At 71.4% G+C, this 22,990-nt stretch carries 25 protein-coding genes; 11 read left to right on the top strand and 14 right to left on the bottom strand.

Annotated elements, in window-relative coordinates:
• Positions 1 to 153: 153 nt before the first annotated feature.
• From ACIQWX_RS32670 to ACIQWX_RS32655, 4 genes are read left to right on the top strand one after another with little or no spacing between them, the layout of a single operon-like run.
• A complete protein-coding gene (locus ACIQWX_RS32670; RefSeq protein WP_400879311.1) occupies positions 154 to 2,658 on the top strand; it encodes a nitrate- and nitrite sensing domain-containing protein in 2,505 nt (834 codons plus the stop codon).
• Positions 2,658 to 3,071, top strand: a complete 414-nt coding sequence (locus ACIQWX_RS32665; RefSeq protein ID WP_372664208.1) for a roadblock/LC7 domain-containing protein — start codon at positions 2,658 to 2,660, stop codon at positions 3,069 to 3,071. Before ACIQWX_RS32670 ends, ACIQWX_RS32665 begins: the two co-directional genes overlap by 1 nt.
• Positions 3,068 to 3,439: a DUF742 domain-containing protein gene (locus tag ACIQWX_RS32660; RefSeq protein WP_072476759.1), complete on the top strand. Its 372-nt coding sequence runs from the start codon at positions 3,068 to 3,070 to the stop codon at positions 3,437 to 3,439. Before ACIQWX_RS32665 ends, ACIQWX_RS32660 begins: the two co-directional genes overlap by 4 nt.
• Positions 3,420 to 4,022, top strand: coding sequence for an ATP/GTP-binding protein (locus ACIQWX_RS32655; protein WP_086674902.1), 603 nt, complete (start codon positions 3,420 to 3,422; stop codon positions 4,020 to 4,022). The genes ACIQWX_RS32660 and ACIQWX_RS32655 overlap by 20 nt, the downstream gene beginning before the upstream one ends.
• A gap of 21 nt (positions 4,023 to 4,043) precedes the next feature.
• Here the strand turns inward: ACIQWX_RS32655 and ACIQWX_RS32650 are convergent, their stop codons facing one another.
• The gene (locus ACIQWX_RS32650) at positions 4,044 to 4,484 is read right to left on the bottom strand and encodes a DoxX family protein (RefSeq protein ID WP_400879306.1); all 441 of its coding nucleotides are present in this window, start codon (positions 4,482 to 4,484) and stop codon (positions 4,044 to 4,046) included.
• 111 nt (positions 4,485 to 4,595) lie between these two features.
• Here ACIQWX_RS32650 and ACIQWX_RS32645 point away from each other — a divergent pair, with 111 nt between their 5' ends.
• Together ACIQWX_RS32645 and ACIQWX_RS32640 are read left to right on the top strand one after the other, a co-directional pair.
• Positions 4,596 to 5,351: a decarboxylase gene (locus ACIQWX_RS32645; RefSeq protein ID WP_400879303.1), complete on the top strand. Its 756-nt coding sequence runs from the start codon at positions 4,596 to 4,598 to the stop codon at positions 5,349 to 5,351.
• An 8-nt stretch (positions 5,352 to 5,359) separates the two neighbouring features.
• Entirely contained in the window at positions 5,360 to 5,827 is a 468-nt protein-coding gene (locus ACIQWX_RS32640; RefSeq protein WP_400879815.1) for an NUDIX domain-containing protein, read from the top strand.
• On the opposite strand, the gene ACIQWX_RS32635 is transcribed toward ACIQWX_RS32640, so the two are convergent.
• From ACIQWX_RS32635 to ACIQWX_RS32620, 4 genes are all read right to left on the bottom strand, one after another.
• The gene (locus tag ACIQWX_RS32635) at positions 5,813 to 6,460 is read right to left on the bottom strand and encodes an HAD family hydrolase (RefSeq protein WP_400879300.1); all 648 of its coding nucleotides are present in this window, start codon (positions 6,458 to 6,460) and stop codon (positions 5,813 to 5,815) included. The two genes, ACIQWX_RS32640 and ACIQWX_RS32635, sit on opposite strands and share 15 nt — an antisense overlap.
• A gap of 56 nt (positions 6,461 to 6,516) precedes the next feature.
• The gene (locus ACIQWX_RS32630; RefSeq protein ID WP_400879297.1) at positions 6,517 to 7,308 is read right to left on the bottom strand and encodes an alpha/beta fold hydrolase; all 792 of its coding nucleotides are present in this window, start codon (positions 7,306 to 7,308) and stop codon (positions 6,517 to 6,519) included.
• Positions 7,305 to 7,949: a DUF998 domain-containing protein gene (locus ACIQWX_RS32625; protein ID WP_400879294.1), complete on the bottom strand. Its 645-nt coding sequence runs from the start codon at positions 7,947 to 7,949 to the stop codon at positions 7,305 to 7,307. The genes ACIQWX_RS32630 and ACIQWX_RS32625 overlap by 4 nt, the downstream gene beginning before the upstream one ends.
• Before the next feature lie 155 nt (positions 7,950 to 8,104).
• A complete protein-coding gene (locus ACIQWX_RS32620; RefSeq protein WP_400879291.1) occupies positions 8,105 to 9,223 on the bottom strand; it encodes a metallophosphoesterase in 1,119 nt (372 codons plus the stop codon).
• Positions 9,224 to 9,307: 84 nt separating this feature from the next.
• Between ACIQWX_RS32620 and ACIQWX_RS32615 the strand changes: the two genes are divergently transcribed.
• The gene (locus ACIQWX_RS32615; protein WP_400879289.1) at positions 9,308 to 9,592 is read left to right on the top strand and encodes a DUF6412 domain-containing protein; all 285 of its coding nucleotides are present in this window, start codon (positions 9,308 to 9,310) and stop codon (positions 9,590 to 9,592) included.
• A gap of 63 nt (positions 9,593 to 9,655) precedes the next feature.
• On the top strand, positions 9,656 to 10,312 hold the full coding sequence (yidC, locus tag ACIQWX_RS32610; RefSeq protein WP_400879286.1) for a membrane protein insertase YidC: 657 nt from the start codon (positions 9,656 to 9,658) through the stop codon (positions 10,310 to 10,312).
• On the opposite strand, the gene ACIQWX_RS32605 is transcribed toward yidC, so the two are convergent.
• Positions 10,295 to 10,708 (bottom strand): DUF1992 domain-containing protein, encoded by a 414-nt coding sequence (locus ACIQWX_RS32605; protein WP_400879284.1) that lies wholly within the window; start codon positions 10,706 to 10,708, stop codon positions 10,295 to 10,297. The genes yidC and ACIQWX_RS32605 overlap by 18 nt on opposite strands.
• A 66-nt stretch (positions 10,709 to 10,774) precedes the next feature.
• Between ACIQWX_RS32605 and ACIQWX_RS32600 the strand changes: the two genes are divergently transcribed.
• A complete protein-coding gene (locus ACIQWX_RS32600) occupies positions 10,775 to 11,545 on the top strand; it encodes a TetR/AcrR family transcriptional regulator (RefSeq protein ID WP_400879281.1) in 771 nt (256 codons plus the stop codon).
• Here ACIQWX_RS32600 and ACIQWX_RS32595 read toward each other — a convergent pair.
• Together ACIQWX_RS32595 and ACIQWX_RS32590 are read right to left on the bottom strand one after the other, a co-directional pair.
• The gene (locus ACIQWX_RS32595) at positions 11,542 to 11,796 is read right to left on the bottom strand and encodes a hypothetical protein (protein ID WP_400879279.1); all 255 of its coding nucleotides are present in this window, start codon (positions 11,794 to 11,796) and stop codon (positions 11,542 to 11,544) included. The two genes, ACIQWX_RS32600 and ACIQWX_RS32595, sit on opposite strands and share 4 nt — an antisense overlap.
• A 5-nt stretch (positions 11,797 to 11,801) precedes the next feature.
• Positions 11,802 to 12,953, bottom strand: a complete 1,152-nt coding sequence (locus ACIQWX_RS32590) for a lytic transglycosylase domain-containing protein (protein ID WP_400879277.1) — start codon at positions 12,951 to 12,953, stop codon at positions 11,802 to 11,804.
• Positions 12,954 to 13,668: 715 nt separating this feature from the next.
• Between ACIQWX_RS32590 and ACIQWX_RS32585 the strand changes: the two genes are divergently transcribed.
• Positions 13,669 to 14,280, top strand: coding sequence for a hypothetical protein (locus ACIQWX_RS32585; protein ID WP_400879275.1), 612 nt, complete (start codon positions 13,669 to 13,671; stop codon positions 14,278 to 14,280).
• 2 nt (positions 14,281 to 14,282) lie between these two features.
• Here ACIQWX_RS32585 and ACIQWX_RS32580 read toward each other — a convergent pair whose 3' ends face one another.
• Both ACIQWX_RS32580 and ACIQWX_RS32575 read right to left on the bottom strand, forming a co-directional pair.
• Entirely contained in the window at positions 14,283 to 14,717 is a 435-nt protein-coding gene (locus ACIQWX_RS32580) for a GNAT family N-acetyltransferase (protein ID WP_400879272.1), read from the bottom strand.
• Between the two features lie 1,286 nt (positions 14,718 to 16,003).
• Entirely contained in the window at positions 16,004 to 17,209 is a 1,206-nt protein-coding gene (locus ACIQWX_RS32575; protein ID WP_400879269.1) for a DUF222 domain-containing protein, read from the bottom strand.
• Positions 17,210 to 17,376: 167 nt separating this feature from the next.
• Here ACIQWX_RS32575 and ACIQWX_RS32570 point away from each other — a divergent pair, with 167 nt between their 5' ends.
• Positions 17,377 to 18,153: a DeoR/GlpR family DNA-binding transcription regulator gene (locus ACIQWX_RS32570; protein ID WP_400879266.1), complete on the top strand. Its 777-nt coding sequence runs from the start codon at positions 17,377 to 17,379 to the stop codon at positions 18,151 to 18,153.
• Here the strand turns inward: ACIQWX_RS32570 and ACIQWX_RS32565 are convergent.
• From ACIQWX_RS32565 to ACIQWX_RS32550, 4 genes are all read right to left on the bottom strand, one after another.
• Entirely contained in the window at positions 18,150 to 18,956 is an 807-nt protein-coding gene (locus ACIQWX_RS32565; protein ID WP_400879263.1) for an SGNH/GDSL hydrolase family protein, read from the bottom strand. The genes ACIQWX_RS32570 and ACIQWX_RS32565 overlap by 4 nt on opposite strands.
• A 63-nt stretch (positions 18,957 to 19,019) precedes the next feature.
• Entirely contained in the window at positions 19,020 to 20,507 is a 1,488-nt protein-coding gene (locus tag ACIQWX_RS32560; RefSeq protein WP_400879260.1) for an alpha/beta hydrolase, read from the bottom strand.
• Between the two features lie 82 nt (positions 20,508 to 20,589).
• Entirely contained in the window at positions 20,590 to 21,954 is a 1,365-nt protein-coding gene (locus ACIQWX_RS32555) for an MDR family MFS transporter (protein WP_400879258.1), read from the bottom strand.
• 44 nt (positions 21,955 to 21,998) lie between these two features.
• The gene (locus tag ACIQWX_RS32550; protein WP_400879255.1) at positions 21,999 to 22,985 is read right to left on the bottom strand and encodes a substrate-binding domain-containing protein; all 987 of its coding nucleotides are present in this window, start codon (positions 22,983 to 22,985) and stop codon (positions 21,999 to 22,001) included.
• Between the last annotated feature and the right edge of the window lie 5 nt (positions 22,986 to 22,990).

The raw sequence follows: 22,990 nt of genomic DNA, 5'->3' as shown, positions 1-22,990 counted from the left end.
CGAAGCAGACCACGGTGATGTTGATCCGGCTGGTCGGAATCCGGGTGTTGACCGCCTCGGGCGACCCGAAACCATGTACTGCCGGAAGGAAAACGGACCCAGGTGAAGCAGATTTCTCTTCGACGCAACCGGGGATCCTCGATTCGGAAGCGCGTGCTCACGATCGCGCTCATCCCCAGTGTGGCCCTGCTGCTCGTCGGCGTGGCCCTCGCGGGCTACCTCATCTACGACGCGGTCACCGCGCGCGACTACACGACCAAGATCCGGAACTCGGAAGCCCCGGCGATCCCGTTCTTCGCCGCGCTCCAGCAGGAGCGCCAGGCGACGCTGAGCCTGCTGGCCGGCCAGGGCAACCAGCGTGCCGTGCTCGCGGCGATCCGGCCGAAGGTCGACGCGACCGCCGCGAAGGAGATCGAGAACCTCCGCGACAACTTCGCCGACTACGACGGGACGCCGCCGAGCGTCCAGAAGAACATCGCCACGTTCTTCGGGCTCTTCCAGCAGCTGCCGCAGACGCGCCAGGCGGTCGACGGCGGCCAGATGCAGATGCTGCAGGCGTTCGGCTACTACAACAAGATCATCGACCAGTTCACCGACGGTGTCGCCGGGCTGGCGCAGAACGCCCGCGGCGCGCAGAACGCGTTCGACCGGCTGACCGCCATCCCGATGTTCACCGCGGCGGACCAGATGCAGCGCAGTGACGCGCTCGCCGCGGCCGGGCTGGCCGCCGGCGGCCTCGGCAACGACGAGTTCCGCACCTACGTCGGCCAGGTCGGTGCCTACCACGCGCAGCTCGACGCGTCGGCGCCGAAGATGATCCCCGAGGTCAAGGCGAAGTACGACCAGCTGCTGGCCAGCCAGCCGTGGCAGACGGTCACCCAGGTCGAAACCGCTTTCCTGCGCGGTGACCTGTCGAAGCTGCCGGTGGCGCAGGACCAGTGGCGCACCGCCGCCCGCCAGGTCGGCGACGCCCTGATGGGCATCTTCGTGGCGCAGAGCTCGAACGCGAGCGCGGCCGCCATCGACGACGCCGACTCGACGTTCACCGAATCGCTGATCGCCGGCGTGATCGCGGTCCTGTTCGCGGTCTTCGTGGTGTTCGTCGCCGTCCGGCTGTCGAACCGGCTCATCGGCCGCCTGCACCGGCTGCGCGAGGACACCCTCGACGCGGCCGAGGTCCGGCTGCCCGAGCTGGTCGCCCGGGTCCAGGCCGGTGAGCCCGTCGACCTCGAAGAGGGCGGGCACTTCCTCGACCACGGCACCGACGAGATCGGCCAGGTCGCCGACGCGTTCAACAAGGCGCAGCAGACCGCCATCGCGGCCGCCATCGACGAGGCGAAGATCAAGGAGGGCACCAAGACGGTGTTCCTCAACATCGCCCACCGCAGCCAGGTCATCGTGCACCGCCAGCTCAAGGTGCTCGACCAGGCCGAGCGCAAGCAGGAGGACCCGGAGCAGCTGGACACGCTGTTCCAGCTCGACCACCTCTCCACCCGCGCCCGCCGCAACGCCGAGAACCTGATCATCCTCGGCGGCGGGCAGCCGGGCCGGCAGTGGCGCAACCCGGTCGGGCTGGCCGAGCTGGTCCGCGGCGCGTCCGCCGAGACCGAGGACTTCGCCCGGGTGAAGACGGCCGCGCTGCCGCAGATCGCCATCCGCGGCCCGGTCGTCGGCGACCTCGTGCACCTGCTCGCCGAGCTGATCGACAACGCGACGTCGTTCTCGCCGCCGCAGTCGCGGGTCGAGGTCCGCGGCAACGTGGTCGGCAAGGGCGTCGTGATCGAGGTCGAGGACCAGGGCCTCGGGCTCGAGCCGGACCAGACCGAAGAGATCAACTCGATGCTGGCCAACCCGCCGGACTTCGGGATCATGGCGCTGTCCGACGAGCCGCGCCTGGGCCTGTTCGTGGTCGCGCGGCTGGCCGCCCGCCACGGCATCCAGGTGCACCTGCGCGAGTCGGCCTACGGCGGCACCCGGGCCATCGTGCTGGTGCGCACCGACCTGCTGGCTCCCCTGGCGGAGTCCGAGCCGGAGCAGCCGATCACCCCGCCGAAGCCGGAGCTCGTGCCGAACCCGGCCGAGCCGGAGCAGGGCAACGACGAGGTCGCGCCGCTGCGCCGGCCGGTCCGCCGCCCGGCCCGGCACCGCACCGAGCCGCCGGCCCCGGTGACCCAGCCCGAGCCGGTCGTGCCCGTCGCGCCGCCGGCCCCGGTGCAGCCGCCGTCCGCGCCGACGCCGGTCCCGGTCGGGTCCGGGTCCGTGTCCGAGCCGGTCAGCCAGCCGACGCAGGCGCAGCCCGCGGTCGCGCCGGTGCGCCCGGCCTCGCCGCCCGCCCGGACGTCGCGCCCGGCCCGCCCGGCCGCGCAGCCGCCGGTGTGGCCGCCGTCGGAGCCGCGGCCCGCGGTGTCCGAAGGCCGGCCCTCGCAGCCGCGCCGCCCGGAGGCACCCGGCCGCCCGCCGCTGCCGCAACGGCGACGTCAGCAGAACCTCGTGCCCCAGCTGCGGGAGGATAGGCCCGCACAGGAACGCGAAGAGGTCAGGCTGGACTCGCCGGAAGCCGCCCGCAGCAGGCTGTCCGCCTTCCAGCAGGGCACCCGCCGGGCCCGTGACGAAGAACAACCGGCTGAGAACGACGACAGGTACGGAGAGCGCGACTAATGGCCAACGTCAGTGAGCTCGACTGGCTGCTGGACGACCTCGTCAAGCGGGTAGCCGGGGCGGACCGCGCGGTGGTCCTGTCCTCGGACGGCCTGCTCATCGGGCGGTCGGGGAACCTCTCCGAGGAGGACGCCGAGCACCTTTCGGCGGTCGCCTCCGCGTTCCAGAGCCTGGCCCGCGGGACCGGACGGCACTTCGGCGGCGGCAACGTCCGTCAGACGATGGTCGAGATGGACCACGCTTTCCTGTTCGTGACGGCGGCCGGCCGGGGCGCTTGCCTCGCGCTCCTGGCCCGCGAAGACGCGGACATGGGTCTCGTCGCGTACGAGATGAACCTGATGGTGAAGCGGGTCGGCCAGGTGCTCACTTCGGCTCCGCGGACCGGCGCCGGCGTCCTGCCCACGTCGCCATGAGCGGACGGCACGAAGCCTGGTTCGACGACGAGGCCGGCCCCTTGGTCCGGTCGTACGCGGTCACGGGCGGCCGCACCCGGTCGGACACGCTCGGGCTCGACCTCATCACGCTCGTGGTCGCGCTGCGGACGGCGCACGAAGCGGGCATGCTCGAACCGGAGTACGCGCGGATCATCGCCCTGTGCCAGCGGCCGGTCTCGGTGGCGGAGGTCGCCGCCCGCGTCGACCTGCCGCTGCCGGTGGTCAAGGTGATGCTCAGCGACCTCATCGAGCAGAACCTGGTGCTGTTCCGCACCGCGGCACCGGTCCAGGAAACCCCCAACCGACACGTATTGCAGGCGGTCCTTGATGGCATCCGGAAACTCTGACCCCCGGCGGAACCTGACCGCGACCGCGGTCAAGGTACTCATCGCCGGCGGGTTCGGGGTCGGCAAGACCACGATGGTCGGCTCGGTGAGCGAAGTGCCGCCGCTGCGCACCGAAGAGGTCATCACGACCGCGTCCGAGGGCGTCGACGACCTCTCGGGGATCGAGCAGAAGACCACCACGACGGTCGCGCTCGACTTCGGCCGCATCACGATCAACCCGGACCTGATCCTGTACCTGTTCGGCACGCCGGGGCAGGACCGGTTCTGGTTCATGTGGGACGAGCTGGCGGAGGGCGCGCTCGGCGCCGTCGTGCTGGCCGACACCCGCCGGCTGGACAGCTGCTTCGCCGCGGTGGACTTCTTCGAGCGGCGCAACCTGCCGTTCGTCGTCGGCGTGAACTGCTTCGACGGCGCGTACCGCTACGGCACCGAGGAGGTCCGGCAGGCGCTCGACGTCGGCATGGACGTCCCGCTGCTGCTGTGCGACGCGCGTGAGCGGGAGTCGACGAAGCAGGTCCTGACCAGCCTGATGGAACACGTGATGGCGCGGTCCGACCTGGCAGCCGCCCAGGGCGGCTACTGACCGGACCGCGCTCGGGGTGCTTCAGCGGCGGCGCTTGATCAGGTTGTCGACGGCGAAGCGGCCCGGGCCGATCGCGGCGAACAGCAGGAAGACCCACGCGTAGACCGCGGCGGGCTCGCCCATGTTCTGCAGCGGCAGCAGGCCCATCGGGGCGTGCACGGTGAAGTAGGCGTAGGCCATCACGCCCGAGAGCAGGATCGCGGCCGGCCTGCTGGCGAGCCCGGCGAACAGCAGCACCGCGCCCACGAGCTCGAGCAGGCTGCCCCACCAGCCGGGGAACGAGCCGAACGGGACGCCGCCGCCCTGGCCGTCGATGCCACCGAAGAAGCCGAATCCCTGCAGGCCGTGGAAGCCGAAGAGGAACGAGATCACGACCCGGCTGGCGCCGACGACGATGCCGGTGACCGGGGTGGTCTTGGCGGCGGCGCGGGTCTGGGTGTCGCGGGCGATGGTGGTGGTCATGGGGGTTCCTTCCCTGGGTTCTTCCTTGCCTTCTGCCTACGCGTCGAGTGGCTTCTCCCCGGATCGACAACCCCGCGAAAGTTTTTTCGGGCCGCGTGGGTACCCGCGAGGATGATCCGTTTGGCCCTGCTCTACCCCACGCCGGACGCCGCCGAGGACGACTTCGTCGACCTCGCCGCGCGCTGCGACCCGCCGGCCGAGGTCGTCCCGGTCCACTTCCCCTGGCCGGACGGCGTCGGCGACCTGTCCGCGCTCGGCACCGAGCAGACCTACGCCGCGGTCCGCGAGCTGGGCTCGGACGCCCACCTCGAGCGGGTGATCCCCGCCCTGGACGGATTCGACGCGGTGATCTTCGCCGTGACCAGCGCCAGTTTCCTGCACGGCGAGCACGGCGTCGGCCACCAGCTCCGGACCCTGCGGCGGCTGACCGGGCGGCCCACCGTCAGCACGACTTCGGCGTTCCAGCACGCAGTCAGGCGGCTCGGGCTGACCAGGGTGGCGCTGGCCTCGGTCTACCACCCCTCGGCCAGTGAGCACTTCGTCCGGCGGCTGGCCGAGGCCGGCGCGGCCACCGTCGGCCGCGTCGACGCCGACGCGCCCTCCGACCGCGAGCTCGCCGGGTGGACCGGCGACCGGATCGAAGCGCTGGTCCGGTCGGCCCGGCACGACGAGGCCCAGGCCGTGGTCCTGCCCGAGACCGCCCTGCACACCGCCACCATCGCCGACCGGCTCGACGAAGCCGCCGGTCGTCCGGTGCTCACCGCCACGCAGGTCAGCATCTGGGCCGCCTACGACGTCCTGGCTCGCCGGCCCCGCACGGCGAACGCCGGAGTCCTGTTCGGCCGGCCGGTGGCGGGATGCGGTTGACTGTGGCGATGGCGGGCAAACGCAGTGCCGGGCTCCTGCTCCACCGCGGGCGGGGCGAGGACGTCGAAGTGCTGCTCGGGCACATGGGCGGGCCGTTCTGGGCGAAGAAGGACGCGGCAGCGTGGTCGCTGCCCAAGGGTGAGCTGGACCCGGACGAGGAGCCGGAGGCAGCCGCGCGGCGCGAGTTCACGGAGGAGCTCGGGTTGCCCGCGCCTTCGGGCGAGTACGTCCCGCTCGGCGAGGTGAAGCAGTCGGGCGGCAAGGTCGTCACGGCGTGGGCGGTCGAGGCGGACCTCGATCCGGCGTCGGTCGTGCCGGGGACGTTCAGCATGGAGTGGCCGCCGCGCTCGGGCCGTCAGCAGGAGTTCCCGGAGATGGATCGCGTCGAGTGGTTCTCGCTCGAGGTCGCGCGCGAGAAGCTCTTGAAGGGGCAGCTGCCGTTCCTGGACCGGCTGCTGGCGCTAGTGGGCGAGTAGGGCCTCGAGGGGCTTCGCGGTGAAGGACGGCAGCACGACGTCGGCCTGGCCGAAGTCGAGGCTTTCGGTGATGGCGTTCGGCACGGCGACGCAGGTCAGCCCGGCGGCCTTGGCGGAGGTGACGCCGTGGGGCGTGTCCTCGAAGGCGATGGTCTCGCCCGCTCGCGCGTGGAGCGCGTCGAGGGCGGCGAGGTAGAGGTCCGGGTCGGGCTTCGCCTGGTGGCGGTCCCCGGTGAGGACGGCGTCGAAGTAGGGCGCGATGCCGAGCCGTTCCAGGTGCGGGTTCACCCAGGCCCCGGACGAACTGGAGGCGACGGCCATCCTGAGCCCCCTTTGGCGGGCGTCTTCGAGGTAGGTCAGGACGCCTTCGCGCGGGCCGAGCTCGTCGAGGAGTTCGAAGACACGGGCTTTCGTCTTCGGCCGCAGCGCCTCGGGATCGATGCCGGGGACGCGCTCGGCGAGCAGGGCGAACATGGCCGGCGTGGTGTGCTGGGTGCCGATGACGGCGTACCAGGCTTCCATGGGCAGCTCGACGCCGTGGTCGAGGAAGAGCTCCCGCCAGGACTGCAGCACGGCGGACTCGGTGTCGGCGAGGGTCCCGTCGAAGTCGAAGACCAGGGCGCGGGTGGGCACGTCTGCACCCTGCCCGGTCGGTGATCGACCGGGCAAGGGAGTTGTGACGAGGGCGGCTAGCGCAGGTAGAACTCCTTCAGCACCGGAGCCAGTGCCGCGGCTTTCACGATGTGCGTCTGGCCCGGCAGCGTCCGGTACTCCGCCGAGGGCAGCACCTTCGCCAGCGACGAGACGCCGTTGCGCATCCACTCCGGGCTCTTGCCGCCGTCCACCGTCAGCGTCGGGACCTTCACCTCCGGCCACGCCGCCTGGAGGGGCTCGCCGGACTGGTGCTCGAAGACCAGCACCGTGTCGTACGGGAGCGTCGTGGCCACGCGCTTGAGCTTCGCCCAGAACGGCATGATCCGCATCAACGCCACCGTCGCGCCGCTCAGGCCGACGCCCTCGGTCATGAACATCTTCACCGCCGTGCCGCGCTTGCCCGCCGCCAGCGCCGCGTCGAGCCGGGCCGGGTAGTCGGCCGGGACTCGGGGACGCGTGTCGTCCACGACGAACGGGGGTTCGTACAGCGCCAGCTTCGTCACCGGGAGGCTGCGGGCCGCTTCGAGCGCCAGTGCCGCGCCCGAGGAGATGCCGAACAGGAACACCTCGCCGCCCGCCTCCTTGACCAGCGCGGCGATGTCCTCGACCTCGCGCTCGGCCGCGTACGGACCGGTGTCGCCGCTCTCGCCGCGTCCGCGCCGGTCGTAGGTGTAGACGGTGAAGTGCGCGGCCAGCTCCTTCGCGAGCGCGTCGTTCGGGGACGAGCCGCGGTAGCACATCGCGCCGTCGACCAGGACGAGCGCGGGGCCGGCTCCGGCGCGGGTGTAGGCGATCTTCGTGCCGTCGGCGGAAACCGTCGTGCTCATCGGGACTCTCCTCGCGACCGCAGGTAGGTGGACGTCGTGGCGAGCCACGTGAACGCGACGGCCACGGCCGCCCAGAAGCCGAGCGTGACGACCGGGCTCGCCGACCCGGACGCTACGCCCGCGAAGCCCGCGAGGAACAGCAACCCGCTGAGCCGCGAGTACCACGCCCGCGCGGGCGGGAGGTGCGAGCCGATCGCGAAGCAGGCCGCGACCAGGGCGAGGAAACCGATGCCGCCGGCGGCGAAGTGCAGGGTGCCGTGCCAGCTGATCGCCGACGGCGGACCGGCGGGCGTGCCGGCCGGGAAGCCGTCCTGCGGGTCGGCGGTGAACACGCCCGCGCACAGCAGGCCGACCCCGTAGACGGTGAGCAGTCTCGGTCCCCACCGGCCGGGCAGGACACGCCGGATCCCGGCCGCGGCGGCGATCGTGAGCAGGCCGGTGACCAGGAAGTTCGCGATCTGGACGAAGCCGAGCGAGCCGTTGGACAGGAGGCTCGCGGGGTGCCGCGTGAAGTCGAAGCCGGCGCGGGTCAGGCCCTGGAGGAGGCCGGTGACGACGAAGACGGGCCCGGCGAGGACTCCGCAGGTCAGCAGCGTGCGAGTGGACGAGAAGGTGCTGGAGGGAAGCGTCGTGGTGGTCATGCGGGACAGCGTGGCATCCGACGGTCGAAACTGTCAAGACAAAAAAAGTTGTCGGAAGCGCCCAAGCGCCCCAATGTGGCCTTCGTTGCGTCTCACGCACCGAAGGCCGCCTTGGGTGCGCGAGACGCAACCAAGGCCGCCTTGGGGCGCTTGGGTCAGGCCGAACGCAGCGTGAGGAGCGTGATCTCGCTGGGCGCGAAGACCCGGAACGGCGGCCCCCAGAACCCGGTGCCCCGGCTGTTGTACAGCTGGGTCGGCCCGTGCCGGGTCAAGCCCGACAGCGTCGGCTGGTCGAACCGCACCAGGAGGTGGAACGGCCAGATCTGCCCGCCGTGCGTGTGCCCGGAGATCTGCAGGTCGACGTCGGCCTCGCGGGCCTGGCGCACCTGCTTGGGCTGGTGGGCCAGCAGCACCACGGGGACGTCGGCGGGCCGGTCGGCCAGCGCCGCGGCCAGGTCGGGACCGTGGCCGGGCAGGCCGGACGCCGCTCCGGTCGGGTCGTCGATGCCGGCGAACACGATGCGGTCGCCGTCGCGCTCCAGGAGCGTCGAGCGGTTGTGCAGCGTGTCCCAGCCGAGCCCTTCCATGTGGTCGATCCAGGCCTGGGCCTCGCCGAAGTACTCGTGGTTGCCGGTGATGTAGAACCGGCCGAGCGCGGCCTGGACGCCGCCGAGCGGGTCGACCTGCTTGCGGCGCTCGGCCACCGAGCCGTCGGCGAGGTCGCCCGCGTGGCAGACGACGTCCGCGTCGAGCGCGTTGACCGCCGCGACGACCTGCTCCGACCACTTCGTCCGGTCGATCGGCCCGTAGTGGGTGTCGGTCAGGACGGCGACGCGCAGGCCGTCGAGACCGGGGCCGAGCCGCGGGATGACGACGTCGGTCGCCTTCACCGGCGGCACCCGCATCGCGACGCGGTTGCCGTGCACGAGCAGCCCGGCCGCCACCACGAACGTCGCGCCCGCGACGATCCGCGAGCGCGCCGGGTCGTCGACGCCGAGCAGCGCGACGCGCAGCACCAGGCTCAGGACCGACCAGCTGAACAGGACCCAGATCACGGCCAGCAGCGAGTCGCCGAGCTTCGCGGCGGCGTCCTGGTGCCGCGCGTGCCCGCGGAACATCGCGACCGGCATGGTGACCAGGCCCAGCGCGAACACCGCGGTGCCGGCGACCGTGGCCGCCGTGCCCCAGTCCGGCGCGAGGACGAGCGTCCACCAAGGCACGGTGAACAGCAGGATCAGCGCCAGGATCGGCACGACGACGAATTGGCCTCTCATCGAACCAGATTACAGCCCGTCGGGCTCTTACCCCCGGACCGCCGGGGTCGCGATTCCGCTACCCTGGGGTCCGGGCGATAGGGGGTGACGACCACGGTGCACACGCTGCTGGAGCTGGCGTTCCCGGTCGTCGCGAGCCCGACCGCGCTGGTCGCCTTCGCCTCCATCGCCGCCGCGAGCCTGCTGGTCGTGCTGCTGGTCGGCAGCACCCACCGCGGTGAGCTCGCCGTCTGGTCGGCGCCGGTGCGCAGCCGCGCGACCGCCCTGCGCCGCCGGGCCCGCCGCGCCGAGTCGATCCGCCTGCGCGACCCCGGCGCCCCGGGACGCAGCAGGCCACGAGCACCCGGTTCCCGCAGCACGGCTGCGTAGGAACCTTTTCGACGCAGCCATTCCGCTCACCCTCACCCCTTCCACTCATGCGGAGTGCTGCCCATGTTCGGCTTCCTCGACGTGCCCGTCGAAGGCGCGTACCACCTGATCCACGCGTTGACCGGCCCGTTCTCGACGGCGCTGGCGATCGTTCTGTTCACCCTCGGCGTGCGGCTCCTGCTGCACCCGCTCGCCCGGTCGGCCGCGCGCGGCGAGCGCGCCCGGGCCGCGTTGCTGCCGGAAATCAAGACACTGCAAGCGAAGCACGCAGGCGACCGCGACCGGCTCGCCGCGGAGGTGACGAAGCTGCAGCAGGAGTCCGGGACCTCGCTGTTCACCGGCTGCCTGCCGCTGCTGCTGCAGTTGCCGTTCTTCACGGTCATGTACCGGCTCTTCACGACCCCGGTCATCGGCGGCGAACCCAACTCGCTGCTCGGCGCGACCCTCTTGGGGACGCCGCTGGGGGCGCACGGCCTGGCCGGCAGCCCGCTCGTGTTCGTCATCGCCGCCGGGTTGGCGGTCGTCGCATGGTTCTCGGTCCGGCAGAACCGGCAAGCCGCCCAGTCCGCCGCCGACGTGCCGGGCGGCAAGCTGATGCGGTTGCTGCCGTACGGCACCGTGCTCGCGACGCTCGTCCTGCCGCAGGCGGCCGGGATCTACCTGCTCACGACGACGGCGTGGACCGCCGCGGAACGGGCGTTGCTACGACGCGGCTCGTGAGCGCCGCCAGTCCGCCACGGCCTCCTCGACGTCCACCAGCGCCACCGTGAGCGGCGGCCCCGTGTGGTGGTTGAGGTAGGCCTGGCGGATCCGCTCGTTGAGGTCGTCGACGACCTCACGCACCTGCTGCTCGGTCCGCTCGGCGGAGAGGCGGCCCGGCAGGTCCTGGACTTCGCGCTTGAGCGCGAGCGCCGGCGGCAGCAGCGCCTTGGTGTCGTGGCCGCCGGCCCGGACCTGACGCAGCACCCAGTCGGTCGCCGCGTCGTTGCCGGTGGGCTTCGGCAGCGGCTTGCCGGTGCCGGGCAGGTCGTCGAAGGCGCCGCGGTCGCGGGCCTCGTCGATCTGCCGGTCGACCCACCAGCGGAAGGAGACCTTGGGCGGCTTGCGTCGGGTCATGCCTCCAGAATGCCAGGTCGGACGGGCGGCCCGGGTAGGATCACCGGCGGGGAGCGAGGGGAGCGCATGACCGCCGAACGCACTGGCGCCGACGACGTGGACCGGACGCTCGCGCTGCTCTGGCGCGCCCGCAGCGGCGCGGCCGAACCGACCAGGGGCCGCCGCCCGACGCTGACGATCGAGCGGATCGTCGCCGCGGCGATCGCGGTCGCGGACGCCGACGGGCTGGCGGCCGCGTCGATGCACCGCGTCGCCAAGGAGCTCGGCGCCGGCACGATGACGCTCTACACGTACGTCCCCGGCAAGGCCGAACTGGTGGACCTGATGGTCGACGACGTGCTCGTCGAGCGCCGGCTGCCCGGGCCGGGCGAGCCGCGGCCGCCGGACTGGCGCGCGCAGGTGGCGCTGTACGCGGAGCGGACGCGCGAGGCGTACCGCACGCACCCGTGGCTGTGCGAGGTTTCGCGGGTCCGGCCGCCGCTCGGGCCCGGTCAGCTGGCGGCCCAGGAGTACCTGCTGTCCATAATGGACGGTCTGGGGCTGCCGCCGCGCCAGGCCGTCGCGGCGGCCAACGGGATCGGCACGTACGTCGACGCGAACGCGGCACTGGGCGCGGAGAACACCCGTCTCGAGCGCAGCACCGGGCAGTCGACCGAGGCGTGGTGGCACCAGCGCTCGTCGTTCTGGGAGAACTACTTCGTGGTCGACGCGCACCCGGCGATGAACCGCATCTGGCTCGGCGGCGGCTTCGACGACAGCGCGAAGGGCCAAGGCGAAGCGGCTTTCGAGTTCGGCCTCAACCGCATGCTCGACGGGATCGAGGCGCTGGTCGGCTAGCGGCGGACCCGCCACCTCGACCGGCGCCGCTCCTGCCGCGGCACCGACGGCTCGGCGGGCGCGTCGCGCAGGACGTCCCGGCAGAGCGGGTCGAACCGGCCGGGTGCCTCGATCATCGGCGCCGCCAGCACCACGTGCCCGCACACCGCGCGGAACCGCCCGTCGTGCCGGCCCGCCGCGAACTCGTCCTCGGTGACGGCGTGGGTGTAGCCGTCGGTGTCGCAGCGGATGTGCACCAGGAACGGCTCCACCGCGCTCACCCCGTCGGGCTGGTCGTGGTGGACTCCGTGGACGTCTCCTCCGAGTCGGCCGCGGTGCTGGTGGGCGCCGCGGAACTGGTCGTCGGCGTGGTCGGCGTCGTCTCCGGCGGCGGCGTCGTGGACGGCGGCGTCGTGGGCGTCGTCGGGTTGCTCGTCGGGCTGGTGGGGGTGGTCGGGGTGCTCGACGGCGGCGTGGTGGCCGGCGGCGTCGTCGTGACCGGGAGCGAACCCGGCGGCTGGGCCACCACCGGCGGCGCCGGCGGGGCGGGCGCGCCGACCGGGCCACCCGCGGCGGCCGCGTCCGGGGCGTTCGGCGTGCCGATCGGGACGTCGCTGTCGGGCAGCTGGGCGACACCGCCGCGGTAGGCCGCGGCCCACGCCATCACGGTGTCCACATAGGACTGCGAGTTGTTGTAGCGGCGGACGGCCAGGCGCTGGCCCGCGTCCGTCGACAGGTCCAGCCCGCCCGAGCACAGGTAGCGCGCGGTGGCCAGTGCCTCGTCGTAGATGTTGTTCGGGTTCGACACGCCGTCGCCGTTGCCGTCGGAGGCGTAGCCGCGCCACGTCGACGGGATGAACTGCGTCGGGCCGACCGCGCGGTCCCAGACCGCGTCACCGTCGTACTTGCCGCCGTCGGTGTCCGGGATCGCGGCGAACGCGCCGGCGCCGTTGAGCACCGGGCCGAGGATCGGCTCCAGGGTGTCGCCGATGGCGTTGACGTACCCGCCGCGCGCGTGGTTCGACTCGATCCGGCCGATGCTCGCGATCAGCGCCCAGTCCAGGTGGCAGTTCGGCTGCTCCTTGGCGAGGATCGCGGCGGCGTTCTGGTACGCCTTGAGCATGCTCGCCGGGATGCCGAGCGGTCCGGAGATGCCCGCGGAGCCCGCGCGCCCGCCGGGCACGACCAGCGGGGTGGGCAGCGGCGGCTGCGGCAGGCTGCCGTCGACGGCGACGGGCGGCATGACGACGGTGGGCTGCTGCAGCGGGGCGGCCTGGTCCGGCAGCGCGTCCCCGGCGTTCGCGACCACGACCGGCGCGGGCAGGCCGGTGGTCAGCGTCGGCAGCACGACGAGCGCTCCGCCCGCGAGCGCGGCGGCGGCCCGGCGGACCGCCCGCGAGCTCTTGCGACGTGGCCGGTGCTTCGCCATGGTGCGTCCCCGCTTCCCTCGATCTTCGCTGATCGCCTCACCCGATCGGCCTCACCCACCGGTACTGACCGGTAGGAGCAAGCTATCCGATGGAACCAAACTTTGGCGAATAGCACAGCGAAATCGGGGTGGCGAGGAGAAGTTCGTCCTGATGGCACAAAACCTTCGTAGGAAATCTGTCACATTCACCAGGACTTAACGGGGTGCTGAGGAGAGTCTGCCCCGCAGAGTGCCCGGAGGGGCGATCTCGTCGTGCCTTGCGGTCGGGGGACACCGCCGGACGAGTGGATCCTGCGGCGTCGCGGTGCTTCCGCCGCCGGCGCTCCCGTGGACGTGCGGGCCGGCGTGGGGAGCGGAACCGGTGTCACGCTCGGTCGCGGCCTTGGCGATGTCCGGTTCGCCCGCTTCCGGTACGTCGCGTGTCGCTGTGGGGTCGCCCGCCTGGCAGCCGGCACCGGTCGGACATCGCGGGTCGCGACCAGGTGTGTTCCGCGGATCGGCTTTTCCGGTATTCGCGCCGCATTCGCGGATGAATCGTCGCTGAAAGCGTTTGCTGAACAGTCGGGGCGAAAGTGATCGGGCCGCTGCTGCTGGCGCCGCGGTTCGCGACGGCGGCGCGCTGGGTGAACGAGTCTTTACAGAGGCGTGAACCATTCCTATGATCGGCCGTCCGGACGCAGATGCCCGCGCCCGGTCGGCCCAGGTGGAGGGTTTGATGGCACGCAGGGCTCCCCGCGGCGACGCGGTCACGGTCGCCGAGCTGCTGGTCCGGTCCGCGGCGGACGGTCGTCACCGCGAACCCCCGACGCACCGTGAAAAACCGCAGGCCCTGCGGTCGTTGGCCCGGTTGCGGGTGCTGTCCGTGGTCGCCGGCGCGCTGGCGCTGACGGGCGGCGTCGCGACGGCGGTGTCGATGCCGGTCGAGCGCGGCGCGGGTGCGTCGTGGCCACCGGTCGGGCTGGAACCGCCGGCCGCCGCGCTGGTGCCGTTCCCCGCGGACGTCGTCGTGCCGCCCGCCGCGCCGGCTCCGAAATCCGTTCCCGTGGGCGGTGATTCCGAGGCGGTCGCGCCGCCGGTCGCGCAGCCCGTTTCGAATTCCGGAACCGCGGCGGTCCGCCGGGGGAATCTGGCCAAGGCGGTCAAGGTCGTCGGCAAGGTGAAGCCGCAGAAGCTGTTGAAGGTGCCGGCCTCGGCTGCGCCTTCTTTGAAGAAGGCGGCGCCGGTGCGGCACGAAATCCCGGACTTTTCGGCGTGGTGGCGCGGGTGGGCCGGGCCCCAGCCGTCGTCGCACGGCCGGCACGACGGCTGCGGGCGCCACCGCCGGTGACCTCAGAGGGGGATTTGGTACTGCATGAACCCCTTGTCGAGTGCGACCTGGTCGTAGAGCCGCCGCGCGGTCGTGTTCGAGGTTTGCGTGTGCCAGTAGACGCGCACGCAACCCTGCGCCCGTGCCCACTCGGCGACGGCTTCGATGAGGGCCCGCCCGGCCCCGCGGCCGCGGGCTTTCGTGTCGGTGAACAGGTCCTGCAGGTAGCAGACGTCGGCAGAGGTCGTGCTCGGGTGCGTGAAGAAGTGCACGATGCCGACGAGCTCGCCGTCGAGCCGCGCGCCGAGCGCGTGCATCCGTTCGCCACTTCCGAACTCGCGCCAGGCCCGGTCCACCAGCTCGGGCGCGAGTGTTCGGCCATAGAACGTGTTATAGCCGGCGAAGAGGTTTTCCCAGGCCGGGCGGTCGTCCGCGGTGAGGCCCCCAGTGGTGATCACGCCCAGAGGCTAACGCGCCGGTTGGCCGGTTAGGCGGACACGCCGGACACAACTGGCCAGTAAGGTGACGAACCCGAATCCGATTCATAGAATCACCGCCACCAGGTCCCAAGCCCGCGGAGGTTCCCGATGGCGCGCACGGCGAACCGTGCCAGTGGCAAGCCGGTGACGGTGGGCGAGCTGATGCTCCGCCCGGACGTCCACGGCAGACGCCGGCCCGAGGACTTGGAGGTGCTCGAGCTGGCATACCGCATGCGCCGCCGAGTGGGAGCGCCGCAGGTGGCCGCGCGGACGCCGCGCTCGCGTGCGTTGGCGGTGGTCACGGGCCTTTGGCGGCGTAAGGGTCGGTAGGTTTCGCCCGCGCCCGCGCCCGCGCCCGCGCCCGCTTCCGGGTGGCGCCGGCTCCGCTGGTTCCGGTGCGCTTATTTGCAGGCCATCCTCGTCGAGGGTGGCCTTTTTCGTGCCCGCCGGTTGCGGTCATGAGCCGGTCCAGGAGGCGGGCGAGGCGCACGGCTTCGACGGCGAGGTAGGGGCGCAGCAGGTTGGAGTCGCCGCCGGCGGCGGAGCCGCCCTGGCTGCGCTCGCGTCGGCTCTCGACGCTCCTGCTGTCCTGCACGCTTGCGCACTGGATGCCTGAAGCTGCTCATGGTGCGGCTGGAAGTCGCACAAGCTGCGCATTGCGCCCAGCTGGCGCGGACGGGGGAGTCGCGGAGCTTCGTGGCGGCGGAGGGGGCCAGCCAGCCCGGCTGCCGGTGCGTCCGCCGCCATACCGCACACCTGCCGGCGACGACCACGGCGATCGCCAAGCCGCGAGCGGCGGGGCAGCCAGTTGCGGTTGAGAGAGATGGGGGCGGTGCCTGTCAGCGAGCGGGCCGTGGAATTGCTGGTGTGGTGCGGCGGCGCCTGTCGGCGGGCGGGGCACGGGCTTGCTGGTGGTGGTGCGGTGGTGTTGTTGGTGGGCGGGGCCGTGGGATAGCTGGTTGAGGTGCGGCGGTGCTATCGGCGGGCGGGTGCGGGCGCGGGGTGGCTGGTTGTGGTTGAGGTGCGGTGGTGCAGTTGGTGGGCCGGGTGTGGGGGTTGCTGGTTGTGGTTCGGGGGTGCTGTCGGCGGGCGGAGTGTGAGTAGTTGATCGTGCTCGAGGTGGCGATGGTGCTTGCCAGCTGCGCGGGCTACCGATTGAGGCCCGGCTGCGGTGGCACGTTGAATGCGAGGCGCCCGTGGTGGGTGAGGATGTGGGTGTAGGCCCGTAGCCTTCTGGCTGCGGGCCTTTCTCGTGTTCAGTTGTCTCACGCTGCGAATGGCAGTGGTTGGTGCAAGTTGTTGCGCCTGGGTTTTCGTTCTCTGTCCAAGAACTCTGGTGGCAGGAACTCCGGGAGGCCGTCGGCGGCGATGCGGACCTCCCAACCTGAACGGTGTAGCAGTCGGTGGTGGTGGGCGCACATCAAGACCAGGTTGTGCAGGTCTGTGGGGCCGCCCTCGGCCCAGTGGTGGATGTGGTGGCCCTGGCAGTGGCGGGGTGGGCGGTGGCAGCCGGGGAATGCGCAGCCGCGGTCGCGCAGGTACAGCGCCCGGCGGAGACCTGCGGAGATCAGGCGGCGGAGGCGGCCCAAGTTCAACGGTTCGCTTTTCTCGCCCAGCACCGCGGGGATGATCATGCTGTCGCACGCGTGGACCCGCGCCTCCGCCGCGGACATCGTGCCGGTGTCGCCCAGGGTGGCTTCGCCGAGCCCGGACTTGAGGTCGTTCAGGTGGACCGCGACCATCACGTGGGCTCGTTCGCCTGCCTGCATGGGCAGGGTTGGGGAGTTGAGGGCTAGGTCGATCGCGTCGGAGAAGGCGTCGCCGTAGCGTTCCTGTGGGGAGCGGTGGTCGCCCTCGTCGGTGGTGGTGCGGCGTTCGGCCAATGAGTCCAGCAGTGCGCTGGCTCGGGCGCCGGTCTCGTCGTCGAAGCGGCCATGGAGTTCCCAGATGCCGGTTCTTTTGCGGCGTAGGGAGAGTTCGCGGCTGGGGACCGGTGGTTCGGTGGTGTCGGGTTCGGGGCCGTCGGGGTCCAGGTGCGCGATGATGCGGGCGCCGAGGGCGGCGACTTGTTTGTGGCCTGCATTCTCGGCGAACGTGAGCAGGTGCTGTTCGGCGTCCTCGCGGTGCTCGAGGGGGATCTGGGTCAGCGCTCCGACGATGGTGTCGATCATCGGGTTGCTCAAAAGTCCCGAGGAAGCGGCAGCCGCAGTTGAGGGAGCTACGGCGGGCGGGCTGTCGAGGTGATGCCCACCGTGCAACCCACGGGCTCGTTTGACCACCGTCTCCGCCGCCGACTTCGGGATGTCGGCCAAGTGCTCGAGAAGGCGGGCAGTAGAGCGATAGCCGAACAGTTCCATCACACCGCGGGACTCGATTTCCACCAGCAGAGCACCGATCTCCGCCTCGGCCGACCGCACAACGGCAAGCAGCGCGGAGATACGCTCCGCCAGAACCACCGCTTCCGTTGCCATACAACAAGATTACCGAAGATCGAACGCATGATCATCACACGAACGGGTCGAAAACCGTCTTGAGGGGTACCGTGCAAGAGACACCCTCGATGCACCATAATGCTCGAAACAACGGCCAACAGCGCACGAGAGTGCGCGGAGCCCAGCCAAGCTAGGGAGTACCACCGATGGCCCGGCACGAAAGACTCACAACCCTCCTGGACATGCTGGGCCAGCGGGAAAAGATCGACGTCGAGAGCGTGGCAGCGGAACTGGACGTCTCCGCAGCCACCATCCGCCGGGACCTCGACCACCTCGCCGAACAACAACTGCTCACCCGCACCCGCGGCGGCGCGGTCGCTAACGATCTCGCCTATGACCTCCCCCTGCGGTACAAAACCGCCCGGCACGTTCCGGAAAAGCAGCGGATCAGCACCGCGGCGGCCGCGGACGTCGCCAAAGGCATGGTTGTCGGGCTCAACGGCGGGACTACCACCGCGGGCGTTGCGCGGGCCCTTGCCATGCGGCCGGATCTCAGCGGCACACCCGGGCTCACCGTCGTCACCAACGCCCTCAACATCGCGCACGAGCTGGCCGTGCGGCCGAACGTCAAGATCGTCGTCACCGGTGGGGTTGCCCGGCCGCAGTCGTTCGAACTCAGCGGGCCTCTCGCCACGCGCGTGCTCAGTGAGCTCACCATCGATCTGCTGTTCCTCGGCGTCGACGCCTTCGACGCCGGCGCCGGGGCCTTTGCCCACCACGAAGGCGAGGCCAGCATCAACCGGCTCATGGTGGAGCGCGCCGAGCGCGTGGTCGCCGTCGCCGATGGGTCCAAGCTCGGGCGGCGGGCCTTTGCCCGGATCTGCGAGACCACCCAGGTGCACGCCCTCGTCACCGATACCGACGCCGATCCCGAGGCCGTGCGGGCCTTCGAAGCCGCCGGGGTCGAGGTGCGGACCGTCTAACGCGCGAACGCCAGTGCCGCCGTCAGGGCGCGGTGGCCGGCCGCGCTCGGGTGGACGTCGCAGCCGCCCGTGGGGAGCTTCACCAGCAGGCCCGCCGCGCACGGGTCGCCGCCCGTGCGCAGGGAGGCCACCAGGAACGCCGTGAAGCCGTCCGCAACCTTGCCGTGGTAGCGGCGGGTCACCTGCACCAGCGCCGCGTTGAGGGCCTTCACCTGCGCCACCTGCGTCGGGTCGCGGTAGTCGAGCGAGTAGTACGACACCAGCACCAAGTCGCCTCGATACTGTGCGCGCACCGCCGAAAGGATCGCCGCCAGGTTGCGGCTCACCTGGTTCAACGCGGCGTTGAACGAAGCGCCCGTGCAGTGGTCCGGTGTGTTGTCCTGGCACAGGAACATGTCGTTCGCGCCGATCGTCAGCGTCACGAGCTTGGTGTCGCGGTGCGTGCGCAGGTATCGCACGGCGTAGTCGATCTGGGCGCCCGCATACGAAACGTGCAGGGGGTAGGCCAGCCGATAGCCGTTTTCGCAGCCGTTGCTCGGCGCGGTGACCACCAGCAGGCTGCCCGTCGTCTCACCCGGGCAGGACGCGTTCGCCAGCCGAAGTCCGCGCAGCGCCGCGTATTTCTCGGCGTAGCCGCTGAAGGCGGCCGCGTTCGAGTAGTCCGCGTTGGGCCGGTAGCCGAACGCGACGGAATCGCCGAGCGCGAGGTACCCGCCGTGGCGGGACGTCGCTTGGGCCGGCGCGGTCAGGAGCGAACTCGCCGCGACGACCACCGCGGCAATGGCGAGAAATCGACGAAGCATCCCAGGCTCCCTCCGACGCGTGGCCGGAACGATTGTGCTCGCTCCGGCCACGTGACGGAAGCGTCAGAAGCCGATCGGCGACGGCGGTTTCGGGCCGGCCAGCCGGGCTTCGGGCGTTCCCGGCTCGACGGCCGCGCAGTGCGTGCCGCGCGCCGGGAGCTTGCCGGTGATCAGGTAGTCGTCGGTCGCCTTGATCACGCACTGGCTGTTCTTGGAGTACGCGCCGTGGCCCCAGCCGTCGTAGGTGAGCAGCGTGCTGCCGCTCTGCCGGGCCGCGGCCTGCGACCACGCGTACGGCGTCGCCGGGTCGTACTTGCTGCTCAGCATCAGCAGCGGCGGCGCGCCGTGGACCTGCAGCGGGTGCTGAGGGTTGCTCGTCCTGTTCGGCCAGCCGATGCAGCCGGTGACCGCCGCCCAGCCCAGCGAGTTCACCTTGACGTCCGGCGCGAGCGCCGCGACCGTCCGGCGGTACGCCTCGAGCTCCGCGTAGTTGTGCACCGGCAGCTTCCAGTCGTCGCAGAACACGCTCTGGAACACGGTGTTCACCGGGATGTCGTCCTTCACCCGCACCGATTCGGGCCGCGGGGTGCCGTCGGCGAGCGACTTCAGGACCGTCGCGAGCCTGTCCCAGCTCGGGCCGTAGAAAGAGCCTTGGAACATCCCCGCCAGCGAAAGCGGTGTGACGACTTCGCCGCTCTGCGGATCCTTCAGCTCTCCGCGCGCGGCCTTGTCCTGCAGCTCGCGCGTCAGCTTCGAGACGTCGCGGCCGTGCAACGCGCAGCTCGGCGTCCGGCCGCACCACGCGACGAATTCGCCGAACTCCGCCTGCACCGACTGGGTTTCGCTGTTCAGGAACCCGAACGCGGTGAACTGCGAGTGGTCCATGTTGCTGTCCAGCACGAGCGCGCGGACCTTGTCCGGGAACAGCTCGGCGTACTGCTGGCCCATCAGCGTGCCGTACGAAACCCCGTAGTACGTCAGCTTTTCGTCGCCGAGCGCGGCGCGGATCGCGTCCATGTCCCGCGCGACGCTCGCGGTGTCGCCGAACTGCCCCAGTGGCCCGGAAAGCTTGTTGCAGCTTTCGCCGAGCTTCCGGTTGTACGCCGCGAGCTGCTCGAACTCGGCCTGGTTGCGCGGAACCTCCGGGTGGTCGGCGATGACCTCGTCGAGCCCGCACTTGATCTGCGTGCTGCCGCCGACGCCGCGCGGGTCGAAGCCCACCGTGTCGAACCGCTTGGTGATCTCCGGCGAGAGCGACCAGCCGGCTTCGACCTCGCCCGCGCCCGGCCCGCCGGGACCGCCCGGGTCCATCAGGATCGACCCGATGCGCGCCTGCGGATCGGTGGCCTTGCGCCGCGCGAGCGCGATGCTCGCCGTGCCGCGATCCGGGTGGGCCCAGTCGATCGGCACGGTCACCGTGCCGCAGTCCACGCCCGGCGCGTCCGCGCACGGCTGCCAGTCGATCGCCGCCGGGGCGGCGTTCGCCGGCGTCGCCGCCAGCAGGCTCCCCAGTACCGCCGCCGCGGTCACCAGCTTCGCTACCCCCGCCATGCCAGCCCTTCCCCCTACCGACAGTGGTTGTCCGGCTCCAGGAAATCACCAAACGCGGGTTCGCGCCAGGTTCCCAGGTGGATCACGCTGTGGTGTCCACTGTGGACGAACGTTCCGCGTGCCGGAGCCACACCGTCGCGGCGGTACCGAGCGCGCACACGGCACCCAGGACGCCGAAGGCCCAGCCGAACCCGGTCGCCGGATCGACGGTGAGGCCGTGGGACAGCACGATCACGCACAACGCGCCGCCGGCCGCGCCGCCCACGCGCATGACGATGTTGACCAACGCCGTCGCGTGGCCGAGTTCGCCGGCGGACACCGACGCGTACGCGGCCGTCGACGCGGGCATGATCGACAGCCCGAGTCCCGCGCCGCGGACCACGAGCAGCGCCTGGATCAGCCACATCGGCGCGTCCGGGCCGAGCCACGGTAGCGGGACGGTGGCCGCGAGCACCACCACCGACCCGGTGAGCGAGACGGTGCCGCCGCCGAAGCGGTCGGTCAGCCGGCCGGCGACGAGCACGAACACCGTCGTGGCCAGGCCCATCGGTGCGAGCAGGGCGCCGGCTTCGGCGGGTCCGGCGCCGAGCCGGACCTGGAACCACAGCGGCAGCACCAGTACCGCGCCGAACATCCCGGCGCCGGCGAGCAGGACCGACGCCAGCGCCGAACCGAGGACGGGCCGGGCGGCCAGCCGCAGATCGAGCACCGGGTGCCGGACGCGCAGCGAACGCCGGACGAACACCGCCAGCGCGAGTGCGCCGACCGCCGCGAAGAGCGCGTTCTGCTCGGTGAGCGTGTAGACGAGCAGGGGCAGGCCGAGCGTGATCAGGGCCAGGCCGGGCCAGTCCACCGGCGGCGGCGTCCCGCGGTCGCCGCGCGGGACGTACCGCAGCGCCAGGCCGAACGCGACCAGGCCGATCGGCAGGTTGAGCCAGAACAGCACCGGCCACGAGAAGTGCTCGAGCAGGAACCCGCCGACGCTCGGCCCGACGACCGGCGCCAGCCCGACGACCAGGCCGAGCGTGCCCATGGTGCGGCCGAGCCGGTCCGGGCCGACGGCCAGGCCGATCACGGTCTGCCCCGCGGTGACCATGACGCCGGTCGCCATCCCTTGCAGCGCCCGAAACGCGATCAACGTGACGGCGTCCGGCGCGAGGGCGCAGGCGATCGACGTCAGCAGGAACGCCGCCAGTGCCCAGAGCCAGAGCCTTCCCGCACCGAGTTTCTTGACGAGCCACGGCGTCAGCGGGAGCGCGGCGGAAAGGCCGAGGAGGAAGGCCGTCGCGACCCACTGAACCTCGATGAGGCTGACCCCCAGGTGCAGCCTCATCGATTCCAGCCCGACCGCGACGATCGACCCGTCCATGTTGCCCAGGAACCCGCCGAGCGCCATGACACCGGAGGCGATCCAGACGGCGCGGGGGATGGGTGGTGCGGTGGTCATGGTGCCGACGGTAGAAGTTCGAGGAAGGTTGAAGTCAAGAACGGTCAGCGGTTGCCCTTCGCGTACACCTCGGCGGCGTTCGCCCGCGTGACGAGCTGCGTCGGCAGCATCTGCGTCTTGGCCGGCTTCGCGCAGTCGACCAGGATGCTCTTCGCCGACTCCACCGCCTCCCGGCCGCCCGTCGGGTAGACGAACGTCGCCGCGAGGCGGCCCGCCTCGACCGCCTTGATGCCGCCGGACGGGATGGGCAGGCCGTCGATGCCGATGAACTTGATCTTCTGGTCCAGACCGGCGGCTTTCGCGGCGAGGTACGCGCCCTCGGCCATCGGGTCGTTCTGGGCGTAGACGGCCTGGATCTCCGGGTGCGCCTTGAAGATCGCGTCCGCCTGCTGCTGGCCCTTCTCACGCAGCCAGTCACCGTCCACGGTGGTCACGACGTCGATGCCGCGGCCCTCGATGCCCTTCGCGAAGCCGTCCTGGCGCTCCTTGGCGGGAGTCGACCCGGCGAGCCCGCGGATCTCGGCGATCTTCCCGCCCTGGGGCAGTACCTCGTCGGCCAGGTACTGCCCGGCCTGCCTGCCGATGTCGACGTTGTCGGCGCCGATCCACTGCGTGTACGCGTCGCCGTCGACCTTGCGGTCCAGCACCAGCACCGGGATGCCCTTGTCGTAGGCCTTCTTGACGACGGCGGTCAGCGGCGTGGCCTCGTTCGGGCTGATGATCAGCAGGTCGATCCGCTGCGTCAGGAAGTTCTCGACGTCGGCGACCTGCTTGGCGTTGTCCTGCTGCGCGTCGGCGAAGTTCACGGTGAACTGGGGGACGTCGTGCGCCGCGCGGGCGATGTCGTCGTCCATCTGCTTGCGGTAGGGCTCGCTGACGTTGGCCTGGCTGACGCCGATCGTGTACTTCCCGCCGGCCCCCTGGCAGGCGGCCGCGGACGTCGTGGCGCCCTGCCCCGAGTTCTCGTGGGTCGTGCCGCAGGCGGCCAGGAGCAGGACGAGCGCGGGGAGCGCGAAGTGCTTGCCGGACATCTCTT

The sequence above is a fragment of the Amycolatopsis sp. NPDC098790 genome, from assembly GCF_044759945.1.
Taxonomy (GTDB): Bacteria; Actinomycetota; Actinomycetes; order Mycobacteriales; family Pseudonocardiaceae; genus Amycolatopsis.
Note: the sequence above shows the minus strand (reverse complement) of the source record. Positions and strands in the feature narration are given on the sequence as shown.

What these genes read in the sequence shown, in the direction of transcription:
- ACIQWX_RS32575 (WP_400879269.1), bottom strand. Translation starts at nt 17,209, where the DNA reads ATGGCAACGGAAGCGGTGGTTCTGGCGGAGCGTATCTCCGCGCTGCTT.
- yidC (WP_400879286.1), top strand. Translation starts at nt 9,656, where the DNA reads ATGTTCGGCTTCCTCGACGTGCCCGTCGAAGGCGCGTACCACCTGATC.
- ACIQWX_RS32600 (WP_400879281.1), top strand. Translation starts at nt 10,775, where the DNA reads ATGACCGCCGAACGCACTGGCGCCGACGACGTGGACCGGACGCTCGCG.
- ACIQWX_RS32645 (WP_400879303.1), top strand. Translation starts at nt 4,596, where the DNA reads ATGATCCGTTTGGCCCTGCTCTACCCCACGCCGGACGCCGCCGAGGAC.
- ACIQWX_RS32660 (WP_072476759.1), top strand. Translation starts at nt 3,068, where the DNA reads ATGAGCGGACGGCACGAAGCCTGGTTCGACGACGAGGCCGGCCCCTTG.
- ACIQWX_RS32550 (WP_400879255.1), bottom strand. Translation starts at nt 22,985, where the DNA reads ATGTCCGGCAAGCACTTCGCGCTCCCCGCGCTCGTCCTGCTCCTGGCC.
- ACIQWX_RS32665 (WP_372664208.1), top strand. Translation starts at nt 2,658, where the DNA reads ATGGCCAACGTCAGTGAGCTCGACTGGCTGCTGGACGACCTCGTCAAG.
- ACIQWX_RS32560 (WP_400879260.1), bottom strand. Translation starts at nt 20,507, where the DNA reads ATGGCGGGGGTAGCGAAGCTGGTGACCGCGGCGGCGGTACTGGGGAGC.
- ACIQWX_RS32620 (WP_400879291.1), bottom strand. Translation starts at nt 9,223, where the DNA reads ATGAGAGGCCAATTCGTCGTCGTGCCGATCCTGGCGCTGATCCTGCTG.
- ACIQWX_RS32650 (WP_400879306.1), bottom strand. Translation starts at nt 4,484, where the DNA reads ATGACCACCACCATCGCCCGCGACACCCAGACCCGCGCCGCCGCCAAG.
- ACIQWX_RS32630 (WP_400879297.1), bottom strand. Translation starts at nt 7,308, where the DNA reads ATGAGCACGACGGTTTCCGCCGACGGCACGAAGATCGCCTACACCCGC.
- ACIQWX_RS32590 (WP_400879277.1), bottom strand. Translation starts at nt 12,953, where the DNA reads ATGGCGAAGCACCGGCCACGTCGCAAGAGCTCGCGGGCGGTCCGCCGG.
- ACIQWX_RS32655 (WP_086674902.1), top strand. Translation starts at nt 3,420, where the DNA reads ATGGCATCCGGAAACTCTGACCCCCGGCGGAACCTGACCGCGACCGCG.
- ACIQWX_RS32605 (WP_400879284.1), bottom strand. Translation starts at nt 10,708, where the DNA reads ATGACCCGACGCAAGCCGCCCAAGGTCTCCTTCCGCTGGTGGGTCGAC.
- ACIQWX_RS32565 (WP_400879263.1), bottom strand. Translation starts at nt 18,956, where the DNA reads ATGCTTCGTCGATTTCTCGCCATTGCCGCGGTGGTCGTCGCGGCGAGT.
- ACIQWX_RS32555 (WP_400879258.1), bottom strand. Translation starts at nt 21,954, where the DNA reads ATGACCACCGCACCACCCATCCCCCGCGCCGTCTGGATCGCCTCCGGT.
- ACIQWX_RS32640 (WP_400879815.1), top strand. Translation starts at nt 5,360, where the DNA reads ATGGCGGGCAAACGCAGTGCCGGGCTCCTGCTCCACCGCGGGCGGGGC.
- ACIQWX_RS32585 (WP_400879275.1), top strand. Translation starts at nt 13,669, where the DNA reads ATGGCACGCAGGGCTCCCCGCGGCGACGCGGTCACGGTCGCCGAGCTG.
- ACIQWX_RS32625 (WP_400879294.1), bottom strand. Translation starts at nt 7,949, where the DNA reads ATGACCACCACGACGCTTCCCTCCAGCACCTTCTCGTCCACTCGCACG.
- ACIQWX_RS32570 (WP_400879266.1), top strand. Translation starts at nt 17,377, where the DNA reads ATGGCCCGGCACGAAAGACTCACAACCCTCCTGGACATGCTGGGCCAG.